This window comes from Paenibacillus periandrae (assembly GCF_022458865.1).
In the GTDB taxonomy this organism is placed as follows: domain Bacteria; phylum Bacillota; class Bacilli; order Paenibacillales; family NBRC-103111; genus Paenibacillus_S; species Paenibacillus_S periandrae.
Genome location: NZ_JAJNMU010000007.1, coordinates 253428 through 277184 on the forward strand (window position 1 = coordinate 253428; position 23757 = coordinate 277184).

Below are 23757 nucleotides of genomic sequence, written 5' to 3' on the forward strand. Positions count from 1 at the left end.
GTGTCCGTCATGACAGAGTCCTTGTTTACCGTATCCCGCGAGGATTGGTCCCTGCATCGCAAAGGCTATCAGGATCAAACCCGCCATCAACAAAAAGTACGTGAAGCCATCAAGCAGAACCTGCCTGACCTGGTTAGCGATGAGAGCATCATTATGTCCGATGGCAAGCAAATCATCAAAGTACCCATCCGCAGTCTCGACGAGTATCGCCTTCGTTATAACTACAACAAGAGCAAGCATGTCGGCCAGGGAGATGGAGATAGCCAGGTCGGAGACGTCTTAGGTGTTGACCCGACTCCTGCGAAAGGACCCGGCAAGGGTGAGGGTGCTGGCGATCAGCCTGGGGATGACTATTATGATGCGGAAGTGGAGATGGAAGAATTACAATCGATGCTCTTTGATGAACTGGAGCTTCCCAATCTACAGCAGAAGGAAAAGGATGTGCTCACCTCCAAGGAAGTGATTTTTAACGATATCCGCAAAAAAGGGATCATGTCCAATATCGACAAGAAGCGGACCATCCTCGAAAATTTGCGGCGTAATGCAACAGCGGGCGACCCTGGCATTCACCATATCAATCCCGACGATCTACGCTTTAAAACGTGGGATGAAAAGGTGACGCCGCAATCGAACGCGCTGATTATTGCGATGATGGATACGTCCGGTTCTATGGGCTCCTTTGAAAAATATATGGCGCGCAGCTTCTTTTTTTGGATGACGCGCTTTTTGCGCACCAAATATGAGCATGTAGAGATTGTATTTATTGCTCATCATACTGAAGCCAAGGAGGTAACTGAAGAGGAATTTTTCACCAAAGGCGAGAGCGGCGGAACCATTTGCTCATCTGCTTACCAGCTGGCGATGGATATGATAGATCGGCGATACCCACCTTCCCGTTACAATATATATCCGTTCCACTTTTCAGATGGCGACAATCTGACATCGGACAACGACCGCTGCGTAAGATTGATCGGCGAGCTTGTAGCACGCTGCAACCTGTTCGGTTATGGAGAGGTCAATCAATATAACCGCAGCAGTACGTTGATGTCGGCCTATCGCAATATTCATAATCCGAAGTTCGTCCATTATGTAATCAAAGAGAAAAATGAGGTATATAAAGCGCTGCGCACCTTTTTCCCTAATGCCTCCGCCGGGAGGGCTGTGCAATGAACGGTACGGATATGCAGGAGCTTCGGACGGCTATTGCTGAAATTACGGAGATTGCCACGGGCTTCGGACTGGATTTCTACCCGATGCGCTATGAGATTTGTCCCGCGGACATCATCTACACCTTTGGCGCTTATGGTATGCCGACCCGCTTTAGCCATTGGAGCTTTGGAAAAACCTTTAATAAAATGAAAATGCAGTACGATTTTGGACTCAGTAAAATTTACGAACTGGTCATTAATTCCGACCCTTGTTATGCCTTCTTGCTGGATGGCAATTCTTTAATTCAGAACAAGCTGATCGTGGCGCACGTACTGGCCCACTGCGATTTTTTCAAGAACAATATGAGATTCTCCAAAACCAACCGCAACATGGTTGAAAGCATGTCTGCAACCGCCGAGCGTATCCGCCAGTATGAGGTCGAATATGGAACCGATGAGGTTGAGCGTTTTATCGATGCCGTGCTCGCTATTCAGGAGCATGTCGACCCGATTATTTCCAAGCCCTATGAGGCGGGACGATATGGCGGAGGCAAGAACAAGGAGCAATCCCCTGACCCGGATAACCGCGACCGCAAGCTGGGCTATGAGGATTTGTGGAATTTGGATCAGCCTCTAAGAGAGAAGGAATCAAGAAACACGGAGGTGCCCAAGTTCCCACCCGCTCCTGAAAAGGACCTGGTACTGTTTATCGAAGAGCATGCGCCGTACATGGCTCCATGGCAGCGCGACATCATGACCATGCTTCGAGATGAAATGTTGTACTTCTGGCCGCAGCTGGAAACGAAAATTATGAACGAAGGCTGGGCTTCGTATTGGCATCAGCGGATTTTGCGGGAGCTGAATCTGAGTGTGGAAGAAACCATTGAATATGCGAAGCTGAATTCATCCGTCGTGGTTCCTTCACAGCACAGCTTGAATCCGTATTATTTGGGCTTGAAAATGTTCGAGGATATCGAGAAACGCTGGGATCAGCCTACACAGGAGGAACGGGATCGTCTAGGTCGCAAGGGCGGTGAAGGACGGCAAAAAATGTTCGATGTCCGTGAATATGACTCGGATATTTCGTTCGTCCGCAACTACATGACCAAGAAGCTCGTCGATGAGCTCGATCTGTACGTATTCGAGAAAAAGGGGCCGGAGTGGAAAATAACCGATAAATCGTGGGAAAGCATCCGCGATCAATTGATTTATTCCCGTGTTAACGGCGGCTTCCCCTACATCGTAGTCGAGGATGGAAATTATGACCGCAACGGGGAGTTATACTTAAAGCATGCTTACGAGGGCATGGAGCTGGATCTGAAATATGTGGAAAGGACGATGCCTTACATTCAACAGCTGTGGGGGAAAACCGTGCATCTGGAGTCGATTGTTGAGGCAAAGCCTGTACTGTTCAGCTATGACGGCAAGAAGCACAACAGAAAGTTTTTGTAAGATAAATCAAATATTGCGGCCAAATAAGTATGTGTAAATTGACGAAACTTACGTAAAGCAAAAAACATTAGCGTAGTATAGCTAATGTTTTTTGGCTTTTCCAGTCCGTACAGAAGTATTTCCCATCGCTTTATTGCCGAATATATAGGGAAAATAGTAGAAAAAAAGAGTATCCTATAAATCGAAATATGTTAAAATATCGTTCGGGAAGTTAAATACAAGGAGGTCAAACTGTGTCACGCATCATTCAAGTTGATGAACGCCCGCCGCTCGTCGAAAGTATTCCGCTAAGTTTACAGCATTTATTTGCTATGTTTGGCTCCACTGTACTCGTACCTATTCTGTTTAAGGTCGACCCAGCCACCATCCTGTTGATGAACGGGATCGGGACTTTGCTTTACATTTATATGACCAAAGGAGAAATTCCTGCCTTCCTGGGCTCAAGCTTCGCCTTCCTGTCCCCGGTCTTTGTTGTATTGGGCTCTAAAGGCTATAGCTCGGCATTAGGCGGGTTTCTGGTTGTCGGTTTGATTTTTACCATCGTTGCATTACTCATCCGTGCTGTCGGGACTCGATGGATTGACGTCATGTTTCCGCCTGCAGCCATGGGTGCCATTGTAGCCGTTATCGGACTGGAGCTGGTTCCAACAGCTGCTGGGATGGCTGGTTTTATCGCGCCAAGCGGTGCCCCTGCAGCCTGGACGCCGGACGGGACCACCGTGACGGTATCGATTTTCACTTTTGCAGTAGGAACTGTGGGTTCAGTCTTATTCCGCGGCATCTTTAGGGTCATTCCGATATTGATTGCCATTGTCGCCGGATATGCGCTTGCTGCGGTGCTTGGATTGGTACATATCAGAGAAATAGTAGCGGCTGCTGATTGGTTCAAACTCCCTACCTTCTACAGCCCAACGTTCGACTTAGCCAGCATCCTGATTATCGCTCCTGCGGCTCTGGTCGTGATCGCGGAGCATATTGGGCACTTGATCGTAACCGGAAACATGGTTGACAAAGATTTATCCAAGGACCCCGGCCTCAGTAAATCATTACTTGGAAACGGTGTTTCTACGATGTTATCCTCCCTAGTTGGCTCTACCCCTAATACAACTTATGGCGAAAACATCGGCGTTATGGCGATCAGTCGTGTATATTCCGTTTGGGTTATCGGAGGGGCTGCGGTACTGGCCATAGTCCTGTCCTTCGTCGGTAAAATCTCGGCATTAGTCCAGACCATTCCTACACCTGTAATGGGTGGCGTTTCACTGCTGTTATTTGGAGTTATCGCTGCTTCGGGGATCCGGATGCTGGTAGAAACCAAGGTCGACTATTCCAAGCCGATCAACCTCATACTAACAACAGTAGTGCTTGTTATCGGACTTAGTGGCGCGACTCTGAAATGGGGACAATTTGAGCTCAAAGGTATGGCTCTGGCTACCATAGTTACGATTGTACTCAGCTTATTCTTCAAGCTGCTGGAAGCTCTCAAGCTTTCCAATGAAAAAGTATAAGGAATATCTGAATGAACTGATTAAATGATTTTACTGTGAATGATTTTTTTATCATAGGATCAAAAAAACCGGTCGAGAGTTGACATCGCCAGTTTGTTGTTGTTGTGCTAACATGGCAGGCAGGGGTTCTTATCCTTTTTCCATATTAACCGTTTTCTGATACAATAAATTAAAGAGCATGTAACCGAAATGGAGATGTCAGCCATGCAATGGGAAGAAGTTCGTAATATTTATCCCAACCAATATGTGAAGCTGCAAATACTCACATCCCATACAGAAGGAAACACCAAGTTTGTAGATGACGTAGCTCTGATTCGAGCCATTCAGGATCCGAAGGAAGCAACGCGAGAATTACTTAATTCGAAGGATGGCATTATTGTCTCTCACACTTCAAATAAAGAACTGAAAATTGAACTGCGTTCACTTCGAGGGTTGCGAGGGGTTATGCACAATGAAAATTGATTTCGTTGATGGACTATTGCAAACCTCTATTACCTTAAATTACAAAGGACAAGTACTGTCCATTGACAAATTAGTTATCGATACGGGAGCATCTCATACCTTGCTTTCCGCAGATGTTGTTGCTGATATCGGTGTATACTTCGAAACTGGTGACGAGATTATTAGTGCATTTGGTATTGGCGGTGAAGAAAGCTGCTTCCGAAAGTTGTTCGATACCGTACAGTTAGGTTCTTTTGTAATTAAAAACTTCAAGCTAGACGTAGGATCATTACATGAGAAGCTTTCAATTAATGGACTTATAGGTTTAGACATGCTTATGGAGGCCAGTATCATTCTCGACCTTTCTGAACTTATCATGTACCCATCCATTGAAAAAAGCTAAGTTCCAACTGGCAGCACTATGATCTAATCAATATTAACAAATTCAGCTCTGAAAATGGAATTTAACATAAATAAGATAAAAACCGGTCGAGAGTTAATCTCGCCGGCTTGTCGTTCTTGTTATTCCAAACTGAATAGCCTGTTCATAGGTACTTGCAAATCCTGAAAAACTAAAGATTGGATGGTATCCTGCTCTGTATACAAATTACGTATCGCGTAACTTCCATCCTGCAACGTGTACACATGAACCGTTTGATTTCCAGAATCGATAATCCAATATTCTTGCACACCATATTTCTGATATAAGTTAAACTTCTCATTGAAGTCCTTCAATGCGGTGGATGGCGATAGCACTTCGATGATCAAAGTCGGCGCACCCTGACAACCTTTCTTGGATATTTGCTCCTTGGAGCAAACAACCGAAAGATCGGGTTGAGTCACTTGATCGGGTAATTGGTAATCTTCGTGTTCACTGAAAAAAACATCAAATGGAGCTACAAACACATAGCAACTCCGATTCTGAAAGAACGTCCGTAGAGCAAAATGAAGATCTCCAACAATAAATTGATGCAGAGACCTCCTTTTGATTCTACAAATCACACTAAGCTAATCGTATCATGGTCAAGGGGATCGTTGCTAATGCACGCGTTCACACTGCTAATATGCTGTAGTAATTTCCAAAAACATCCTTGATAACCGTATACTCAGCACCGTGCTGAATTTCATCAATCCATTGGTTACCGATGGAATCAATCAATTGTTGAATTTTCGCTTGCAAGGCGTCCCAATCAAACAAATATTGATTTGTATTTTTATCGAATCCAACATGCTGAATTTGGTACAGAATCCACATATACGGATCTTCTATCTCAAGGTAAATACCGTCATTTCCTTGTTTTGGCTTTGGCCGCGGCACAAGTACGACCTCTTGTTCACTAATGCCTTTATCATCAATAAAGGGCATCATATAATTGAAAGTTATTGGTGCGTCCGTGAACAAATCAATATCGTTGGAATATTTGATAGCGTTGATGCTCTTAACTTTATCACCAAGGGCCGTATGTAATTCCTTGAGTTCAAATAAGGAAAATGGAATATTGGAATGCTTATTGTAGGTATCGCCAAGGAGTAAGCTATTGTCAAAATGGTCCACCACAAGATGCTCCTCAACAGAAATCCCGATTCCAGCTAATCTTTCCTTCGTTACCTTGATGGCGAGCTGACTGTTATCGCTGGCTATCCATCTCCGGTTCAGCTTCTCAGCAGCAATTAAAAAAGATCCGCTCCCACAATAAAAATCACCTATCAATGCCTGTTCATTCGTCGACATTTCAATAATTCTTTCCATGAGCTTTTCCGGTTTTTGCGATGGGTAGAACGTATTTTCCTCACCCAATGTTTCGTAAATACCGATATCGTCCCACACCGATGGCACAAGAAGTTCATCTTTTTTCAAATAGTTATTCGTTTGACTATAAACAAACAGACATTCATGGGACAAGCCAAACTGTGAATGAAAAGGTCGTGGGTTATTTTCCATTTTCCAGATAATCTCAGTAAGGAAATTGTGCCTGCCAAACTCTTGATCCAGCATCACTTTTACGTAATGGCCTTCTTTTTGGTAAATTTGCAGTACAAACAAACCGGTTTCACTAAGCAATTCCCTCGCTAATTGGATTCGTTTTAAATAATCCTTCATAAATAATTGTGAATCCAAATAATGACGCACACCTGCTAATTCGTCCCATGGATTAATTAAGTTGACCCCAAGCTTATCGTTTGGCATAGAAAAGATCATTCCAGAGTTAAAAGGTCCATCGAAATAAATTAAATCAAACTTGCCTTTGTAGCCATCCTTTACTAACTGTTCCATGATGTACAGATTATCTCCCCGGAATAAAGCCCGTTCGGAAGATAGCTCTTTTGGGACTACATGCATAATAGCCTTCCTCCTTGCTTAATAAATAAAGAACCTTCTATTGCGCATTTCAACAGAAATACGCAGAAAGAAGGCTTTGCATGGCAGATAAATGCCAAACACCGTTTAATTATTTTCCTCCCATGTCGGATGTTTAAGTAAAGCTTGTATACCTTCAACGTTTAACGGCTTGCTAAAGTAAAAGCCTTGTACCTCGTTGCATTGCTGGTCTTCGAGGAAACGTAATTGCTCGACGGTTTCTACTCCTTCTGCAATTACCTTCAGCTTCAGGTTCCTCGCCATGACAATGATGGTTGTAATAATCTCCTGATTATCCGTTGTGTTTTTTATTTGATTGACAAACGATCTGTCTATCTTCAAGGTATCAATCGGAAATTTGTTTAAATAGTTCAGGGACGAATAGCCAGTTCCAAAATCATCTATGGCTATTTTTATTCCTATCTTTTTCAAGGAAAGCAGCTTGTTAATGACATATTCCTCGTTGTACATGGCGATACTTTCTGTAATTTCCAGCTCAAGCAGCTCAGGCTCCAGCCCTGACGTTTGAAGGATGCTGCTGATCTTGTCTACCAGGCTCTTTTGCTGGACCTGTCGTGCTGACAGATTCACCGATATCCTTAATTTAGGAAAACCTTGACCTTGCCATTGCTTGGCTTGTTCACAGGCAGTCTGTAGAATCCACTCGCCAATAGGGACAATTAAACCTGTTTCTTCAGCAATAGGAATAAATTCGATAGGAGAAATGAGACCGTGCTCAGGGTGAATCCATCTGACCAGCGCCTCTAACCCAACGATTTTCTTGGTTGCCAAATCAATTTGCGGCTGATAGTACAGTATGAACTCATTACGTTCCAGAGCCTTTCTGATCCCGTTTTCCAACACGGCTCTTCTGACTATGGCATCTTCCATTTCACATGAATAAAACTGATAATTGTTGCGGCCTTGCTCTTTTGCACGGTACATTGCAATATCGGCATGTTTAACTAAGGTTTCCACACTATCCCCATTCTCAGGGAATAAGCTTATGCCAATGCTTGGTGTAACCGATATTTCCTGGCCTTCATAGAGCAGAGGTTGGGACAGCAAATTTGAAATCTGTTCGGCCTTCTCGGCAATCGCCTCCTGACTGTAGCCCAGTAATAGTAAAACAAATTCATCTCCCCCTATGCGGGAGCCCAGTTCATTAGCCTCTAGCGTATGGGTAATTCGATTGGAGGTTTCCTTGAGAAAGTAATCCCCTACAGAATGGCCGTACGTATCATTAATCCATTTAAATCGGTCCAGATCAATAAATAATACGGCTATGGATGAATCGTGTTTGGCAGCAGCTTCAATCCTGTTCTGGAACGTCTCGCTAAATAAACGCAGATTCGGTAAACCCGTCAAGAAATCGTAGTTCGCATGGAATTCAATTTCTTTATTTTTATTAACCAGTTCTTGAGTATTGGTCTGCAGATTCATCGACATCGTATTAACCCGCTCAGATAATAAACCTAATTCATCATGTCGATCGATGGCAATTCTTGCATCAAAATTCCCTTCGGCAACTTCATTCACCTTGTGAAGAATGCGATTGATCGGTTTGACAATGTAACTCGCCAAAAGATACCCGATAATCGATACGAATAATAAAGAGAATAGAGAAATGATAATATTGTTTAATATTTCTTTATCAAGAATGTCCTCGATAACCCGATAGTCGGTTACAATTCCAACAATGTAGGGACTTGCAAGCGGGGTAGCAATCGGCACAAAGGTTTTGAATACTTTTTTTCCGTTAATGACCGAGATGACGTTTTGCATTTTGCCAGTTTCAAAAGCCGTCTTTACCGTTTGAACATCCGTCGGAATCTTATACGTATATTTTCCAAATTGAATATCTCTATTGACCAAATCAATGTATTTTTGTCCGTTTACTTCTGTATATACGGGTGGTGAACCAAAAGCTTTAGGGTTAAAGCCCGTAATTTCCAAAATAGCGTTGTTATTGCTCATGATTTTTTCCAAGGTCGATTCCGGTCCAAGAATTTGTGAGACATTCAATATCTCCGTAACCCGCATATAGGGACTGATGATATAGTTGGTAGTCCCGTCGTAATAATAACCCCATTTATCTACATGATCCGGATTGGAGGCAGATATATTAACAGGGCCTGACCAATAATTGGGAAGCTTCTGTCCCTGGGATACCGTTACATTCTTGGTAGCAAACAGTTCCTTGAACGCATCAAACCAATACCCCCACTCCTTGGTGCTTAAATTACGTTCTTTAGGATCAGAGGAGCGTACGCCCTTGATATCATCGCCTTCCTGCTTTAGTAGGGTAATGTAAGAAACACCTATCTTTTCGGAAAGTACCTTTAACTCCTCATTCGTTACCTGATCGATATCCGGATTGAGCGCATTCTGCGCGGCTAAAGAAGCTACACGCAGTTGATCACCGATCAAATCTTCAACATACTGAGACCCAAATTGAGCCTGCTCGATGGATATGCCGATTTGCTTGGCCAGCTGATCCATCTGCATCTCTTGGTCCTTTTGCAAATTTTCCCTGGTAGAAATGAAGTGAAATAAGTTGTTCAAAATCAAGATGACGCTTACGACAATAATAAATATGCCTGCCAGCTTCTTTTTTAGTGTCAAATCCATCTCCCCAAATCATCCGATTTAACAATTAATTCTCATGCGTGAAGCATTCAAAATAATTTTTCTCTGTCTCCCATAATCCTACCTTATACAAGTTAGGAAGCTGTTCGGATAATAACTGATTAATCACCATGACTAATACATCGGAAGTTGGATTCATATCTTTTAGCTCTTCAACATCCAAATTAAGATGCTTATGGTCAAACTTTTGAATAATGACATCGTTTACAACGTTATCCAAATCTGATAGGTTCATAACCATTCCTGTGTGTGCATCAGGTTCACCCTTAACGGTAACGTCAAGATAATAGTTGTGACCATGACCATATAAATTATTGCATTTACCAAAAATGCGTTTATTTTCTTCATCACTTAACAAATCGCTATGAAGGCGATGTGCAGCACAAAAATGATATTTTCTAGTCATAGACACCATGGAATCCAACCCCTTCTCAGCTGATAAATAATGATTTTCATGCAAAACCAATTTATATAATTCACAATCCGGAAATTTATCTACGAGTGCATACCATAAATATTCAACAATTTTTTCCGTAGTCGGCACATGGTTTTGGAAATAGGGATGCTCATGGTTTAGAAATCTACCATCAAACTCTTCTTCTATAAGCCTTTTAGTAACGGTATCAATATCGGTTATATTGACAACAATTCCAGACTTGGGATCAAGGCTGCCTCTAATCATAACTTCCAAAACATAATTATGACCATGGCCGTTTTGATGGCTGCATAATCCAAAAACTCTTTGATTTTCCTCTTCACTCCAAGTCGAGACGCGATAGAAGTGAGCAGCGGAGAAATGCATCTTTCTACTTAAATAAATCATGTATGTGTCCCACCTCATCAAAGAATCGTTTAAACTCGGGGTATTATAGTACACCTTTAGGCGGAGTCATTTCTATTCTGTCGATTCGGATATGTAAAGGTGTATTTGCAATAAAGGCAACCATTCGAGCGACATCCTCGGTACCCAGCATATCGGCTTGTGAAAACCCCTCAACGTTTTTCCATAAATCGGTATAGGTAGCTCCCAAAATCAAATTTGTCGTCATCACCCGATCCTTGTACCATTCTTCTCCGAGCGCTTCCCCTAAACCATTAAGAGCATGCTTGGATGAGGTATAGAGGGATGTGTTCGGGAGAGGGCTTTTAGTCATAATCGATGAGATATTGATAATTCTCCCTCCGCCTTCCTTCATTAGAGGAAATGATTTCTGTATGCAGGAGATCGGTCCAAACACGTTCGTTTGATAGACTTGCTCCCAATCATTTTTCTCAAATTCAGCAAAAGGTTTATTGATCATGACTCCAGCATTGTTGACAAGCACATCGAGTGAGCCATGTTTCTCTTCGATCACCTTAAAGGCTTGACGAATCGATTCCTCTTCTTGCAAATCCATCTCCAGATGAAACTGATTGTCACGGGTTGGTACACCGCCACCGCGGCTTGCTGTATATGTAATAAATCCATTTTGGGCTAAGTCTGTACTAATGGCTTCGCCAATACCCCGTAATCCACCCGTTACCAATGCAATTTTTGTTTTCATGAAAATCTCCTTTTAGAGGTAGTTCACCAAGTCCCCTTTGAATTCGCTCCTTTAGTCTTAAATACCTGCATGAGCTGATAGTCCCCCATCAATAACAAAGGAAGCACCATTAATCATCGATCCCGAAGGCCCAGTCAAATAATAAACCATATCGGCGATATCCTTCGTACCGACTATTGCTTTCACGGGCGATCTTTCCAGTACGCGAGCCAGATGATCGGTCACCTGATCCTCCTGAATGCCCATTTCCGTTGTGACATATCCCGGGCTAATGGCGTTGCACGTAATTCCATAAGGCCCCCACTCAGCCGCTATCGATTTGGTCAGGCCCAGAATGGCGTGTTTGCTGGTAGAATAGACGGCTGAATTGGCTCCACCCCATACACCGAAGATCGATGATAAGTTAATGATTCTCCCGTATCCTCGCTCCTTCATCTGGGGCAGCACATATTTGGACAATAAAAACATGCTTTTGACATTGGTGTTCATAATCCAATCCCATTCTTCTTCACTCACTTGATCAAGTGCATGGTAAGGTCCGCCTACTCCCGCGTTATTAACAAGAATGGAAGGTGTACCCCATTGATCCTCAATCGCAGCTATAGTCTCTTTAATATCCTGGCCGTTGGAAACATCACATTGTATAACCTCAGCCTGTCCCCCATTAGAGCGGATGTTGTCCACGACGGTTCTGGCCGGATCCAGACTTTTGTTGACGATGAGTATGACAAAAAAGTTTTCTGAAGCCAGCTTCTCTGTAATGGCCGCACCAATCCCGCGTCCTCCTCCGGTAACAACTGCTATCTGCATGGGGTTCCACTCCTATAATGATCGATCAATATTTCATGTCCTGAATAATTTTAACCCTCGTTATAATCTTCGACAAAAAATGAGATTAACCTTCAAGCAGTTTCGCACAATTTTATTTTTATCGAGTTTATAGCTCATATTCTAATTGACTTGCTCGTAATCGGGCCGAATATAGGACCTGCTAGCCCAGACAGTCACATCGAACAGGCCCACCCAGGACCAGCGGTGCAATCTCATATAGCCCATAAGTAACTTTAACATAAGGTCCATTTAAACAAGGGAAAATCAGTTTAATTGTTAGAGTTTGTCGAATCAAATCGAGCAAAATAAATTGACATGAAAGCGCTTTTAAAATAGAATAAATTTATTGAAAAAACGTATTAGCTAAACGTATTAGCAGCCTCTGCTCGACTTGATTTTTACTTAATAGAAGCTTTGAATGGAACGGAATCCCGTTGATTTCAGGGCTTATTAAGAATACACATTCGCAAAAGCCTTTCGGAATTAAATTGGGAATAGAAGGGGGTTGGGAACAGCTTGTCCACGGCAATATCCAATACATATTGGCTTAAGTAAACCTTGAATGAATGAAAGGAAGTGCAGCACAATGAAATGTAAACAGCGTTTTGCTCTCCTTCTATGTTGTATGATGGCTTTCAGTCTGATGATGTCTGCAATTGCAGCTGCTGCTCCAAACGATCCCCTGCAGGGGATCACCAGAACGAAAATTTTTCCCGCTTCTAATCCCATTTCAGCCGAACATAATCATGGTTCCTCCATAGTAGAGCTGCATGATGGCACCTTGTTTATGGTTTTTTTTAGTGGCGACGGTGAAAGAGATGGTGATACCACCAAGATCATGGGAGCAAGGTCCAAAGATGGCGGGAAGACCTGGACGCCTCCCTTCGATGTGTATGATACTCACGATTTTCCTGATATCAATCCTGTCGTCTATGTGGACCAGCAGTCAAGACTATGGCTATTTTACAACGTCGTGCTCAATGGTCAATGGGTATCTGCACAGCCTAAATATATGTATGCCGATATTGGCAGCTATGAGTATACGATCCGCTCGGGAGGAAATCCCAAGTGGCATTATCCACAGACGATTTATATGAATGTTGGGGATGCCATGTCAGGCAAGGGCTCCTATTCCAACGGACAGTGGACTTACAGGGTCAAAGGCTCAGAAATCAAATCATTAAGTCCGAGCCAGGTTACAGCAGCTACTTACCTGGATCCATCCAAATATGTCGAGGTTACCTCATGGTTCAACTCTAGCGATAAACGATATGTGACCGACAGCTTTGTCGTCTCCATGAAACGGAAATATGAGCAATATATTCAATACTTACAGACGAATAAGCCTTATGACGATGTGTACACAGGAAGAACTCAAGAAATTATCAACTCGCTGCAAAATGGCATTTATACAGTATCCGGTGCCACCTACTCCAAATACGAGCCACCTATTATCCAAAAATCGATTGAACGCGCTTCCGGTGCAGATAACGATATTAGCACCTGGAATCCGACCTACAGCAGACTTGGCTGGGAAACCAAAAACAAGCCTATTGAAATTCAATACAATAATAAAACCCGATTGATGCTTCCTTTATATTCCGATTCTCTCGCTAATTCCGTTGTTGTGTATACGGATGATCGCGGAGAAACCTGGCAAATAAGCGATGCTATCGTGGGATCGGGTACCATTCAAGGATCGTTGATTCAGTTAAAGAATGATCATATTCGCGCCTATTTTAGAAGTGGTAAGCTGGATGGCAAAAACGGACGGCTCGCCTGGCATACTACGTATTCCGAGTCTAAGGACGGCGGGGCCACCTGGGGCGTTCCTGTAGTAGATCCATATCTGAAAAACGACGGAGGCTTTGAAGTGGCCAAGCTTCCGAATGGTGACTGGCTGGCAGCTACCAATCAAGAAACAAAACGGGATGCTCAGCAAAGCGGTCATAGAAGCACCTACAGCTTGCTGCTGTCCAAGGATGAAGGACAAAGCTGGAAGTCCATCCTGATGGAATCTGACCCTACGACGAATGAAACCTATCAATATCCGGGAGTGTTAGTCGATAAATTGGGCAATGCATTAATGACCTACTCACTGAGCTCATCTTCTCCGAAGTTTGAGGTTATGGGTTTCGCAAGAACGGAAGCTCCTGAGATCGAGAAATTGTTTGGTTCCGTCATCAACGCTACCTATGGGGCTCAGCAGCCTGTCATCAATAATAAGCTGAACCTTCCCGCCGTCGGAAATTCGAAGCAATTGTCCTTTACTTTAACTGTAGATGGTGATGTTAAAACAGATGGTGGACTATCATGGAGCTCAGATGATGCCTCTGTTGCAACAATAGACAGTACAGGCAACGTCATCGCCAAGAAAACAGGCACGGCACTGATTACCGTTGTAAGCAGAAATTATGGAACCATCTATAAATGTCTCGTATCCGTTGGGACCTTATGACCCATTTCTGTGAAGTTAATTTCAAAGGGGTAATGACAATGAATAGAAGAATTACGCTGTGTTCACTACTTGTTGTATGTTTCATGCTGGCTGTAACAAGTATTCCCGTATATGCGGCTAATGCCGGCGTTCTGAAGGTTGAGGAGGTCGTTACGAACATTTTCGACCCCGTGAAAGATAATGGCGATACCGGCGATCATGTTCATGGCTCCAGTATTGTGGAGCTGCCGAATGGGGAGTTGCTATCGGTATGGTTTCAAGGCAACGGTGAACGGGATGCGACAACGACAAGAATTATGGGAGCCCGATCATTGGATGGCGGGAAAACGTGGAAAACTCCGTTTGTCGTGGAGGATGCACAAGGGATAGCCGATATTAATCCTGTTGTTTATATGGACTCCGGAGATCGACTGTGGTTCTTTTGGTACCCTGTGCTCGCAGGCAAATGGTCGACCTCACAAACCCGATATGCATACGCCGAAAAAGGAAGCTATGAATATGATCAAATCGGTAACAAGAAGCCGGTATGGACCTTTTCCGAAGTGATTAATGTCAAAATTGGGATGAATATTGGGGATGCAGTTAATCCGGATAGTCCCGATGATTACATCAGTCCCCGGTTGCAAAAAGGGTTCGTTAACACGTTAAAAGCAAAATTTGTGGAGCAAAAAGCATACATTTTTAAACCGATCGAACAAGGCGGAGCCGGTGTAAGCCAAAGGGTAAAAGGCGCCGAGTTCGATGCACTTGTAACAGAAGTTATGCAATTGGCGGGTGGGGACCCGAATAAATACTTATATGCTCCAACCGTGGCCGATTCAATCTGGAAAGGCCGCTCAGGCTATCCTCTCGCCCGCCGTATCGGCTGGCAAACCAAGGATAAGCCTTATGTGATTCCACTTGATGGAGGCAAGGTGCGCATGATCTTGCCGTTATACTCCGACACCATGGAGACCAGCATCATGGCGATTACGGAATATAATCCCGCTCAACCGCTGGAGGACAATTCAATTCACTGGGAATTTAGCGAGCCGATTGTAGGCGTCGCCAACATTCAGGCTACGATGGCCCAAAGAAAGGACGGAACCTTGGTTGCCTATATGAGAGATAATGGTCCGCGTCCTTATCGAGTATTGTATGCAGAATCCAAGGACGGCGGGTTCACTTGGACCATTGCCAAAGATGTCGCCGAGCTGCAGGACCCAGGCGTTGGCCACGATTTGCTTCAGCTGAAAAACGGCAATTGGGTGTTTGTGCACGTGGATACGGAATCAACCAGAAACACATTGGCTGTAGCACTATCTGATGATGAAGGTAAAACCTGGAAATACAGAAGACATCTGGTTATCGATACGAGAGCGAATTTAGGAAGCTATCATTATCCTGCGGTGACACAAGGTAAGAATGGAGATATCCTCGTTACGTTCAGCCGTTTTTTTACAGGAGACGATCGTAACGCTTCAGGAGAATCCTTAGCCTCATACAAAAATATTGTGTTCTCCAGATTGACCGAGGACTGGATTAAGCAAGGCGATTGGACAAATCCGGCTAACAAGCTTGTTCGTGAGTATGAGAGCATCGACCGTGAAATTGCTGTCCCTGCCTCCTTCAACATCAATACCGCTTCGGATAGTGCGATTAGGGCTATTCTGCCTTCCACTATTAAAGCCTACCTGACTTACGCGAAGGGTGCATCAAATGCCACATTGCCTTATGTAGACTTGCCTGTTAATTGGGACCTGAATGCAATAAAAGCAAATTATAAGTTAAACACGTATATTAGTAATAATTTAAATGGCACGGTAGATGAAGCCCGATTGCCTGCAGGAATTACAACTGAGATGCTGCCCGTATTTAAACCTTCACTAAAAGCGTATTTCTACAATGATAGTTCAGCCGTCGCAGCAACTGGCGTGTCATTGGATAACAATACGATTAGCTTGGCGAAAGGCCAATCTGCCATAGTGAAGGCTACCGTAGCTCCAAGCAACGCAAGCAACAAAACCGTACTGTGGAGTACCAGTGATGCCAATGTCGCTACAGTCAGTAATGGAATCGTAACGGCTTCAGGCAAAGGAACGGCCGTTATTACAGCGCAAACACTGGATGGCGGCTTGAAGGCAACAGCCACCGTAGATGTTAAAATTGCGGCAGCAACCATCACCTTGGACCCAAGCGGGCTCAGCTTATTTGCAGGACAAACAGCTGTCTTGAAGGCTGCGGTAGCTCCCGAAGACACAAGCTCCAAAGCCTTGGTATGGAGTACCAGCGATCCCACTGTCGCTACGGTTAATGACGGAACTGTTACAGCCGTGAACAAAGGAAATGCCATAATTACGGTACAGACACAGGATGGCAGCATTAAGGCAACCGCTATCGTAGAAGTTAAAATCGCGGCAGCGAAAGTCTCCTTGGAACCAAGCGAGCTTAACCTGCTTGCCGGCCAAACAGCTGTCTTGAAGGCTACCGTAGCCCCTGACGATACAAGCTCTAAAGCGTTAGTCTGGAGTACCAGCGATGCCTCTGTCGCTACAGTTAACGACGACGGAACTGTCACAGCCGTTAACAGAGGAAATGCCGTTATTACAGCAGCGGCACAGGATGGTAGTCTGGCAGCGGGCACAGCTGTTGTAACCGTGCGGTATCGCAGCAATAGCAGCAGTGGCAGTGGCAGCAGCAGTTCGAGCGGAACTACTGTTGTAACAACGCCAACGGATACCCCGGCAGATGAAACCAAGCAGCCTGAGCAGCAGCCAGAATCAACTGCAAGCCAACAGCCTATTTTCAAAGATTTGACCGGCTATTCATGGGCTCAGGAAGCCATCCAAGCATTAGCGAGCAAAGGTATTGTAAATGGAACCTCAGATCAAACCTTTGATCCAGGCAAAAACATTTCGAGGGCCGACATTCTGACGATGCTGGTAAGAGCATTGGGTTTAAAAGCAGCGTTTACCTCCAACTTTGATGATGTCAAAAAAGATGATTATTTCTATGAAGCACTGGGGATATCCAAAGCTCTCGGAATTACAAACGGGGTTGACGACAACAAATATCTTCCGAGTGAGGCGATTAGCAGACAAGATTTGATGGTACTGATTGCAAGAGCTTTAAACACGACTCAACATGTAATTGCAAAAGGAACGATCAATGATTTGAAAGCTTTTAAGGATGCTTCAAGTATTGCCGATTATGCGGTTGAGAGTATTGCTTCGCTTGTAAAAGCAGGGATTATTGAAGGCAGCGATAATATGATTAATCCTAACGGCAAAGCAACAAGGGCAGAGGTGGCTGCAATCCTATTTAGAATCCTGAATCATCTCAAATAGCTATTATATAGGTGCTGAAAGGCGACTTTTTGAACTCTTACTTGTATGGCAGGGGCTGTCTTCAGAACAAGCTGGAGACAGCCCCTTATTTATTCTGAAGCCCGGGGAAGCAGAAGCTGAAACGTCGTTCCCTGCGATGAGCTGTCCTTGAGGATCAGCTTACCGTCCATCGCATTCGCCAGCATCTGGCTTATCGTAAGCCCTAGGCCCAAACCGCGTACGGCAAGCTTTTTGTTAGATCCTCGGTAGTACCGTTCATAAATGTTGACTTGCTCGTCGGCCGGGATGCCAGAACCGTTATCCGCTACCTGAACCTCATACATCGTGCTCGAATATTCATGTAAGGAGACCGAAATGATACAATGCCCTTTGGCTGCTTGCCAGCTGTTATTTAGCAGATTAACAATAATTTGCTGAATACGTCCTGCATCACCAAGGGAAATCAACTCACGATCGGATATATCGAACCGTATTTCCAGATCGTCTTCTTGGTGGATCAAGCTCCATTGATATACGATTTCCCCCAACAGCTTGCCCAGATCAATCGCTTCCGATTGATTGCGTACATGACCGGATGCAAAAGCATTGAAATCCAGCAAATCCGATACCATCCGTTCCAGCCGCTGCGTTTCTTGTAGCGAAATATCCAGAAATTCGTCCGCCTCGTCTGCGGTTACGACATGATCCTGAATTGCACGCAATAAGCCTCTTATCGAGGTAACCGGTGTTCTCAGCTCATGAGTTACCCCAGCCAGCAGCTCGGTGCGCAAATGCTCCAATTGCTCCAGCCTTGCAGCCATAGCATTGAAATAGACCAGGAGCTCGTGAATCTCCTGTTCCTTGACGTTGTCCTGCAGCATCAACGTGTAATTACCCGATTGGATTTGTTTAAACGCATTCACAACCGCATATATCGGCTGCGATAATTTACGCAGCAGCAAATAAAGGATGAGCCAGCCGAGCAGTCCTGATATGAGAAGCAGAGAGGTGATCAATCCATACTGCTGGCTAATATCGGTTAGCTCTATCTTGGCGTAAGAAATAGCGATCGACCCGATAACCTTATTCGAACCATAGATAGGGGCAACAATGGTATATTGATTGCCGATATGGCTCACAATGACCCGGTCTGCAAGCGGCGGTGGAGATGGAAAAGCCGGATCAGCTCCAGAAGCTCCTGGCATATTGTTCGGGGTGTTTGAGGGTACAGCCGATTGTCCCGTATTAGGCATGGGGGGTGGGGGCGGCGGATTCCCGCCTTCTTGAGCGGGCGGTCCCGCTTCGATGGGTGCAGATTTATAGAACAATACACTGCCGGTTTGGTTGAATACGGTTAAACCAAATTGTCCGGGAAGCTTGTATTTTCTTTGGTTCAGATCAATCCATTTATAGAACTGCTCGGGTATGACAATTTGCCCGTTATCGCTTGTAACATAATCCGCTGCCTGCTGTGAAAAGCTCTGAATATTGTCCAATCGACTGGTCAGAGCTTCATGCTGAAGCCACAAAACCGATGCGACTCCGATGATGAGCAAGCCGATAAATAAAGTCAGAACATAACGCAGCGTCCAGTATCGGAGCAGCGTGCTTCGTTTAGGTTGTCTGGTTGGCATAAAACTGGTACCCCGTTCCCCGCAATGTTCGAATTTCACCTTCCTCCGGAGGCATATGAAGCAGCGCCTGACGCAGACGTTTGATGGCGTGATCCACCGCGCGGTCGCTTCCCTCGTAGTCCATCCCCCATACCCGTTCGATAAGCTGCTCACGACTAAAGATTTGGTTCGGATGCTCCGCCAGAAAAAGCAGCACCGCCAGGTCCTTGGGTGTCAGTGACAAGCTGACTCCATTCAAATAAACAGTTCGAGACTTGAAATGGATTCTCAGACTGCCGTAATGCTTCTGATCCTCTGCAATCAAGGCATGTGAAGGCCTGCGCAGCACAGCGTGGATTCTGGCTACGACTTCTTCCGGCTCAAACGGCTTCGTCATATAATCGTCGGCTCCGCTGTTCAACCCGGCAAGACGATCACCTATGTCTCCTCTGGCCGTTAGCATAATGACAGGACAAGCGTTACGGCTTCGCACCTCGCTAAGCACCTCCCATCCGTTCATTCCCGGCAGCATCACATCCAGTAAGATCAGAACTGGCTGAACGGTTCCAAGCTGTTCGACTGCCTCATCGCCCCGACTGCAGACGACACAATCGTAACCTGCCTTTTTTATATAAGCTGACAGCACCCGAGAAATAGCGGGCTCATCCTCCACAATCATGATGGTTTTCATAGCAGGACCCCTTCTACCGTGAGAGTCGAGAAGCAACTCTGTCTTTGAATATTTTAACACAAAAGGCCGCTTGCAAGAGCTATAAATCGCAGCTTATTGGTATTATGGAATAAGGTTCATGTCATCCATGATGGCAAGAGCCTTATTCCATATCCAAGCTTTCTTATTGCATAACTATTGAAGGCTGATAGCTGAAATACTTCCATTTGTTGTGAAATCTTTGGTGTACGATAGTGCAGCGGTTGCCGTTATTTTACCATTCGGTCCCATTACGGTGATCGTTGGGTTTGAAGAATAGCCTGATCCCGGATTCGTAATCGTCACACCGGTCACAACACCGTCTGTTACATTAACCACAGCCGTCGCTTGAGTCTTTGGCCAGGTTCCGCCATTTCTACCGTTATAGCGATAATAGTTGGATACCTCATCCAATCGCTCATTGGTGATCCCATAGGGGGCCAACACTTTAAGCAAAGCTGCCTTGTTTCGTTGAGCTTCATCGTCAGTTGGACCCCTATCCAATCCAGCAGGCGTCACGCCGCTGAATGCTTCTCTGAACACCTCTGTAGGAACCCCAAGAGCCGCAGCTATAAGTACAACCGGTCTACCTTTGTCCTGTGGATCTGTACTAAATCCCCCTGATATAACGACTGAATTCGCGGCATGTTCAGGATTGCTGCCATCGACTACAGGAGCTGGCTTATTTCCGCCAGCCGGGTCTGCTGGACCCTGTGTTCCTGGTGCTTCACCACGCTCTGGTCGCGGGGCTGGCTTCTCCTTGCCAGGCTCAGCCGGTTTATTATTGGGTTTGTTGGATGCGTGACCTTTATCTTTGGGACGTGGAGGCGGTGTCAGTCCAAGCTCGTGAACTTTCTCTCGATCCTTGTCGCCGATAGCTTTTACGATGTCCTTTAATTCCAAGCCGTCCGTATTTATAGCCAAATCTGCTGCGGTTTTCAGAATCGCTTCGGATTGGCCCGCAAGCTGCTGCTGATAGGCTTGTAGAGCCTCATTGTTAGGAGGAGCATCACCTAATTGATGATGAGCGGAAGGCCGCGGTGGTGGTGGTGCAGACGCATTATCGGCATTATCCTTGGCTACTACAACGGCCCCACAGAAAATCGTCAAGGCCAGTGAGCTGACGACTCCTATACTAATCATTGATTTTTTCATTGAATTCGCTCCTCTTTTTTTGAAATTGTTTCTTACAACTTCAATATAAAGGGCTAATGTGGCAGCAGGATGGTAGAAACCTCATCATCGCATCTATTTTTTAATTGGCAAAAAACATGCATCGCTGCATGTCTTCTCATTGTATTATGGTTCTGAATATACACCCTGCATGGAAATCAGTTATCGCTGAGTACAACGCGTAAATACCCGTCCGCTTCTTCACCATATGCCTCCAGCACAGGCGTATAGTGACTGACCTTTGCCTGTTTGGCCATAACTGTTTCATCCTATCTCTGCTGTGGATTGACCTTATTCTTGCTTCTATTCTACAATGCTTCTATTCTACAAGATTACTGAAAAAAGACAACGACCGCCTCCCACTTATGGAGAAGCAGTCGCGGTATTAAAGCCTTTTATGGTAGTCTTCTGGGCAGTAAATCTCGGATTATTTACTTAATCTTCATATAATCGGACCATGCCTCTTTTAGCTTCTTACTGTAATTTTCCGGTGTTCCGTCTTTATTTTGCTTCGTAAATTTGCTTTTGGATGAGCTCAAGTCATTCCTGGCTTCCTCGGCTCTAGCCAATAAGTCGGTAGCTGACGCCTTAAGCTGTATGATCCTGGATTTATATACCTCGACAGGGGCAAAGTTGGTATTCAGCCCCTCCTTCTTGATCCGTTCCGTATCCTTTACATATTCCAGAAATTGATTCATATCTGCGATCAGTAAGCTGTATTTGTCTTTAATGGGGCCTTCATTTAATGCCTTCATATTGTTTGAAGTGATGCCTTGACGGTTGAGCTCGTCTTGTATCTCCCCGGCTTTTAACATAAAGCTTAACGCATACAATCGGATCCTATAATCCTTTTGCTTGAAGCTTTCCAGATCACCTAGCATTTTCTGAGCTCGCTTGGCTTCAAATACTGTTATGAACTGATCGAGCTGCGGCAGCATTTGAGCGGTTTGTTCATGGATCGTTTGATGTAAGCTTCTGCCCTTCACAAAATCATCATCGACGTATGATTTTAACTTATAATAGGTGTTGGCTTCTTCCAAGGTCGCGATAAGCGCCTTGAACCTCGGATTCAATTCCTTGACAGTCTGGTCCACTTCATCCATAGCAGGCTGCCTGGAGGCATAGTCGAAGCTTTCGTCCAGCTCCTTTTTATTCATCGTATCCACAAGGATGCCCATATAGAGGTTATCATTTTTCTTAACCTTGAATACGTCGGCCTCGCCAAACTTTGCCGTGTAGGCATCCAATGATTCCTGCAGCTTACCTGTCAAAAACATATCCAAATTCGTATACGCCGCATATTTCTGTTCAAGTGTTACTGCTGGCTGCTTGGTCGATTTCTCGGCAATCTCCGGCCTCTCCTCTGATTGCAGGCTCGATGCAGCATTGAATACCGTTTTGAGCTTGCCGCAGGAAGTCAAAAGAGCACATAACAATATACCCATCATCATTATAAAAACACTTTTTCTAAGCATAGCTTCCTCACTTTGTCGTTTGAAGACCGATCATCGTATTGTAAGAACTGGTTAAATTGGAAACCTTTTTGCTGTATTCCTTCAATGGAACCTTCTTGCCTCCGGTGGTCACTTTACCTTTGGTCGTGCTGTTGATCGTCGTATCCTTCTTTTCGAGGATCTCCTTCAAATCCGTAGCCGCGACCTTGACTTGCTCCAAGTTAAGCGTGAATACAGGTGTAACGGATATTTTTTCCTTTTTAATTCTGTCCTGATCTTTGGAAAATTCCATGAATTTGTTAATATGTTCGGTTAGCTGATTGTATTTCTCTACGTATACATTTACATCCAGATCCAATATATTGTCGTCGTCAATGTCGGCTGTATAAAATGCCTTTTGAATTTCTTGGGATTTTAACACAATACTCATCGCATGGTATTGAATTAATCGATCATCTTTCTTTAACGCCTCTAAATCCTCCTGCTTCTTTTGAGCAGTAATAACAACAAATTCAGCAAAAAACGTATCAGCCAGGTTAGTGAATTCACCATACTGCGCCACGATTTGGCGATGCAATTCTTTGCCCTTGGCAAATTGATCGTCAGAGTAAGATTTGGCCTTATAGTAGCTTTGCGCTTCATCCATCGTTACCAGCAATTGCTTCATTTTGGGAGCCAGTGCTTTAACGGAATCATCGGTGGCTGGATACGCAGGCTTTTGGGAGGCATAATTTACTGCTTTATCCAAGTCATCCTGGTGTCCTTTGAGAACGGGAAAGGTGTTAAATCCATTAAAATTTTTCTTGATGACGATTTCCTCGTCCACGCCAAACTCTTTGAAATAACTGGTGAACATAGTATCCAGCCATTGGGTTATATAGTTGCTTAAAGCTATGTACGCATTATATTTTTCCGTATCATTGACCTCATTTGCTGTGCTCATGGAACCCGCTGCCTCTTTGACACCTTTCATGAGCTTGCCACCGCAAGAGCTTAATACAATGGCTAGTAGTACACACATCGATAATACCATTAACTTTTTTCTCAAAACCAGCTGCCTCCAACCCTCATATTTCGACCCGAATAGTTTTCCATGATAGCAGCCATTTCCGG

18 protein-coding genes are annotated in these 23757 nt (G+C 44.5%); 7 read left to right on the plus strand and 11 right to left on the minus strand.

What is annotated here, in order from left to right:
• Positions 1-9 precede the first annotated feature (9 nt).
• From yhbH to LRL21_RS13720, 5 genes are all read left to right on the plus strand, one after another.
• The gene (yhbH, locus tag LRL21_RS13700) at positions 10-1170 is read left to right on the plus strand and encodes a sporulation protein YhbH (protein WP_240416336.1); all 1161 of its coding nucleotides are present in this window, start codon (positions 10-12) and stop codon (positions 1168-1170) included.
• Positions 1167-2600 (plus strand): SpoVR family protein, encoded by a 1434-nt coding sequence (locus tag LRL21_RS13705; protein WP_240416337.1) that lies wholly within the window; start codon positions 1167-1169, stop codon positions 2598-2600. The genes yhbH and LRL21_RS13705 overlap by 4 nt, the downstream gene beginning before the upstream one ends.
• A gap of 233 nt (positions 2601-2833) precedes the next feature.
• Positions 2834-4108 (plus strand): uracil permease, encoded by a 1275-nt coding sequence (gene uraA / locus LRL21_RS13710; protein ID WP_240416338.1) that lies wholly within the window; start codon positions 2834-2836, stop codon positions 4106-4108.
• Between the two features lie 204 nt (positions 4109-4312).
• A complete protein-coding gene (locus LRL21_RS13715; protein WP_240416339.1) occupies positions 4313-4570 on the plus strand; it encodes a hypothetical protein in 258 nt (85 codons plus the stop codon).
• Positions 4560-4952, plus strand: a complete 393-nt coding sequence (locus LRL21_RS13720; protein ID WP_240416340.1) for a retropepsin-like aspartic protease — start codon at positions 4560-4562, stop codon at positions 4950-4952. Before LRL21_RS13715 ends, LRL21_RS13720 begins: the two co-directional genes overlap by 11 nt.
• Positions 4953-5071: 119 nt before the next feature.
• Here the strand turns inward: LRL21_RS13720 and LRL21_RS13725 are convergent, their stop codons facing one another.
• The 6 genes from LRL21_RS13725 to LRL21_RS13750 all read right to left on the minus strand — a co-directional run bounded on the left by LRL21_RS13725 (position 5072) and on the right by LRL21_RS13750 (position 11911).
• Positions 5072-5551: a Uma2 family endonuclease gene (locus LRL21_RS13725; protein WP_240416341.1), complete on the minus strand. Its 480-nt coding sequence runs from the start codon at positions 5549-5551 to the stop codon at positions 5072-5074.
• A gap of 49 nt (positions 5552-5600) precedes the next feature.
• Positions 5601-6890 carry a DNA methyltransferase gene (locus tag LRL21_RS13730; RefSeq protein ID WP_240416342.1) on the minus strand — a complete coding sequence of 430 codons (1290 nt, stop codon included), beginning with the start codon at positions 6888-6890 and terminating at the stop codon, positions 5601-5603.
• A 105-nt stretch (positions 6891-6995) separates the two neighbouring features.
• Positions 6996-9533: a putative bifunctional diguanylate cyclase/phosphodiesterase gene (locus LRL21_RS13735; protein WP_240416343.1), complete on the minus strand. Its 2538-nt coding sequence runs from the start codon at positions 9531-9533 to the stop codon at positions 6996-6998.
• 31 nt (positions 9534-9564) lie between these two features.
• Positions 9565-10380, minus strand: coding sequence for a 6-carboxytetrahydropterin synthase (locus LRL21_RS13740; protein ID WP_240416344.1), 816 nt, complete (start codon positions 10378-10380; stop codon positions 9565-9567).
• Positions 10381-10423: 43 nt separating this feature from the next.
• Positions 10424-11101 (minus strand): SDR family oxidoreductase, encoded by a 678-nt coding sequence (locus tag LRL21_RS13745; protein WP_240416345.1) that lies wholly within the window; start codon positions 11099-11101, stop codon positions 10424-10426.
• 57 nt (positions 11102-11158) lie between these two features.
• The gene (locus tag LRL21_RS13750; protein ID WP_240416346.1) at positions 11159-11911 is read right to left on the minus strand and encodes an SDR family NAD(P)-dependent oxidoreductase; all 753 of its coding nucleotides are present in this window, start codon (positions 11909-11911) and stop codon (positions 11159-11161) included.
• A gap of 607 nt (positions 11912-12518) precedes the next feature.
• Between LRL21_RS13750 and LRL21_RS13755 the strand changes: the two genes are divergently transcribed.
• Complete coding sequence (locus LRL21_RS13755; RefSeq protein ID WP_240416347.1) at positions 12519-14390, plus strand: exo-alpha-sialidase; 1872 nt, start codon at positions 12519-12521, stop codon at positions 14388-14390.
• A 38-nt stretch (positions 14391-14428) separates the two neighbouring features.
• Positions 14429-17716 carry an Ig-like domain-containing protein gene (locus LRL21_RS13760; protein ID WP_240416348.1) on the plus strand — a complete coding sequence of 1096 codons (3288 nt, stop codon included), beginning with the start codon at positions 14429-14431 and terminating at the stop codon, positions 17714-17716.
• 89 nt (positions 17717-17805) lie between these two features.
• On the opposite strand, the gene LRL21_RS13765 is transcribed toward LRL21_RS13760, so the two are convergent.
• From LRL21_RS13765 to LRL21_RS13785, 5 genes are all read right to left on the minus strand, one after another.
• Positions 17806-19329 carry a sensor histidine kinase gene (locus LRL21_RS13765; protein ID WP_240416349.1) on the minus strand — a complete coding sequence of 508 codons (1524 nt, stop codon included), beginning with the start codon at positions 19327-19329 and terminating at the stop codon, positions 17806-17808.
• Entirely contained in the window at positions 19310-19999 is a 690-nt protein-coding gene (locus tag LRL21_RS13770; protein WP_240416350.1) for a response regulator transcription factor, read from the minus strand. The genes LRL21_RS13765 and LRL21_RS13770 overlap by 20 nt, the downstream gene beginning before the upstream one ends.
• Positions 20000-20173: 174 nt before the next feature.
• Complete coding sequence (locus LRL21_RS13775; protein ID WP_240416351.1) at positions 20174-21172, minus strand: hypothetical protein; 999 nt, start codon at positions 21170-21172, stop codon at positions 20174-20176.
• A 449-nt stretch (positions 21173-21621) separates the two neighbouring features.
• Positions 21622-22641: a DUF3829 domain-containing protein gene (locus LRL21_RS13780; RefSeq protein WP_240416352.1), complete on the minus strand. Its 1020-nt coding sequence runs from the start codon at positions 22639-22641 to the stop codon at positions 21622-21624.
• 31 nt (positions 22642-22672) lie between these two features.
• Positions 22673-23692 carry a YiiG family protein gene (locus tag LRL21_RS13785; protein ID WP_240416353.1) on the minus strand — a complete coding sequence of 340 codons (1020 nt, stop codon included), beginning with the start codon at positions 23690-23692 and terminating at the stop codon, positions 22673-22675.
• Between the last annotated feature and the right edge of the window lie 65 nt (positions 23693-23757).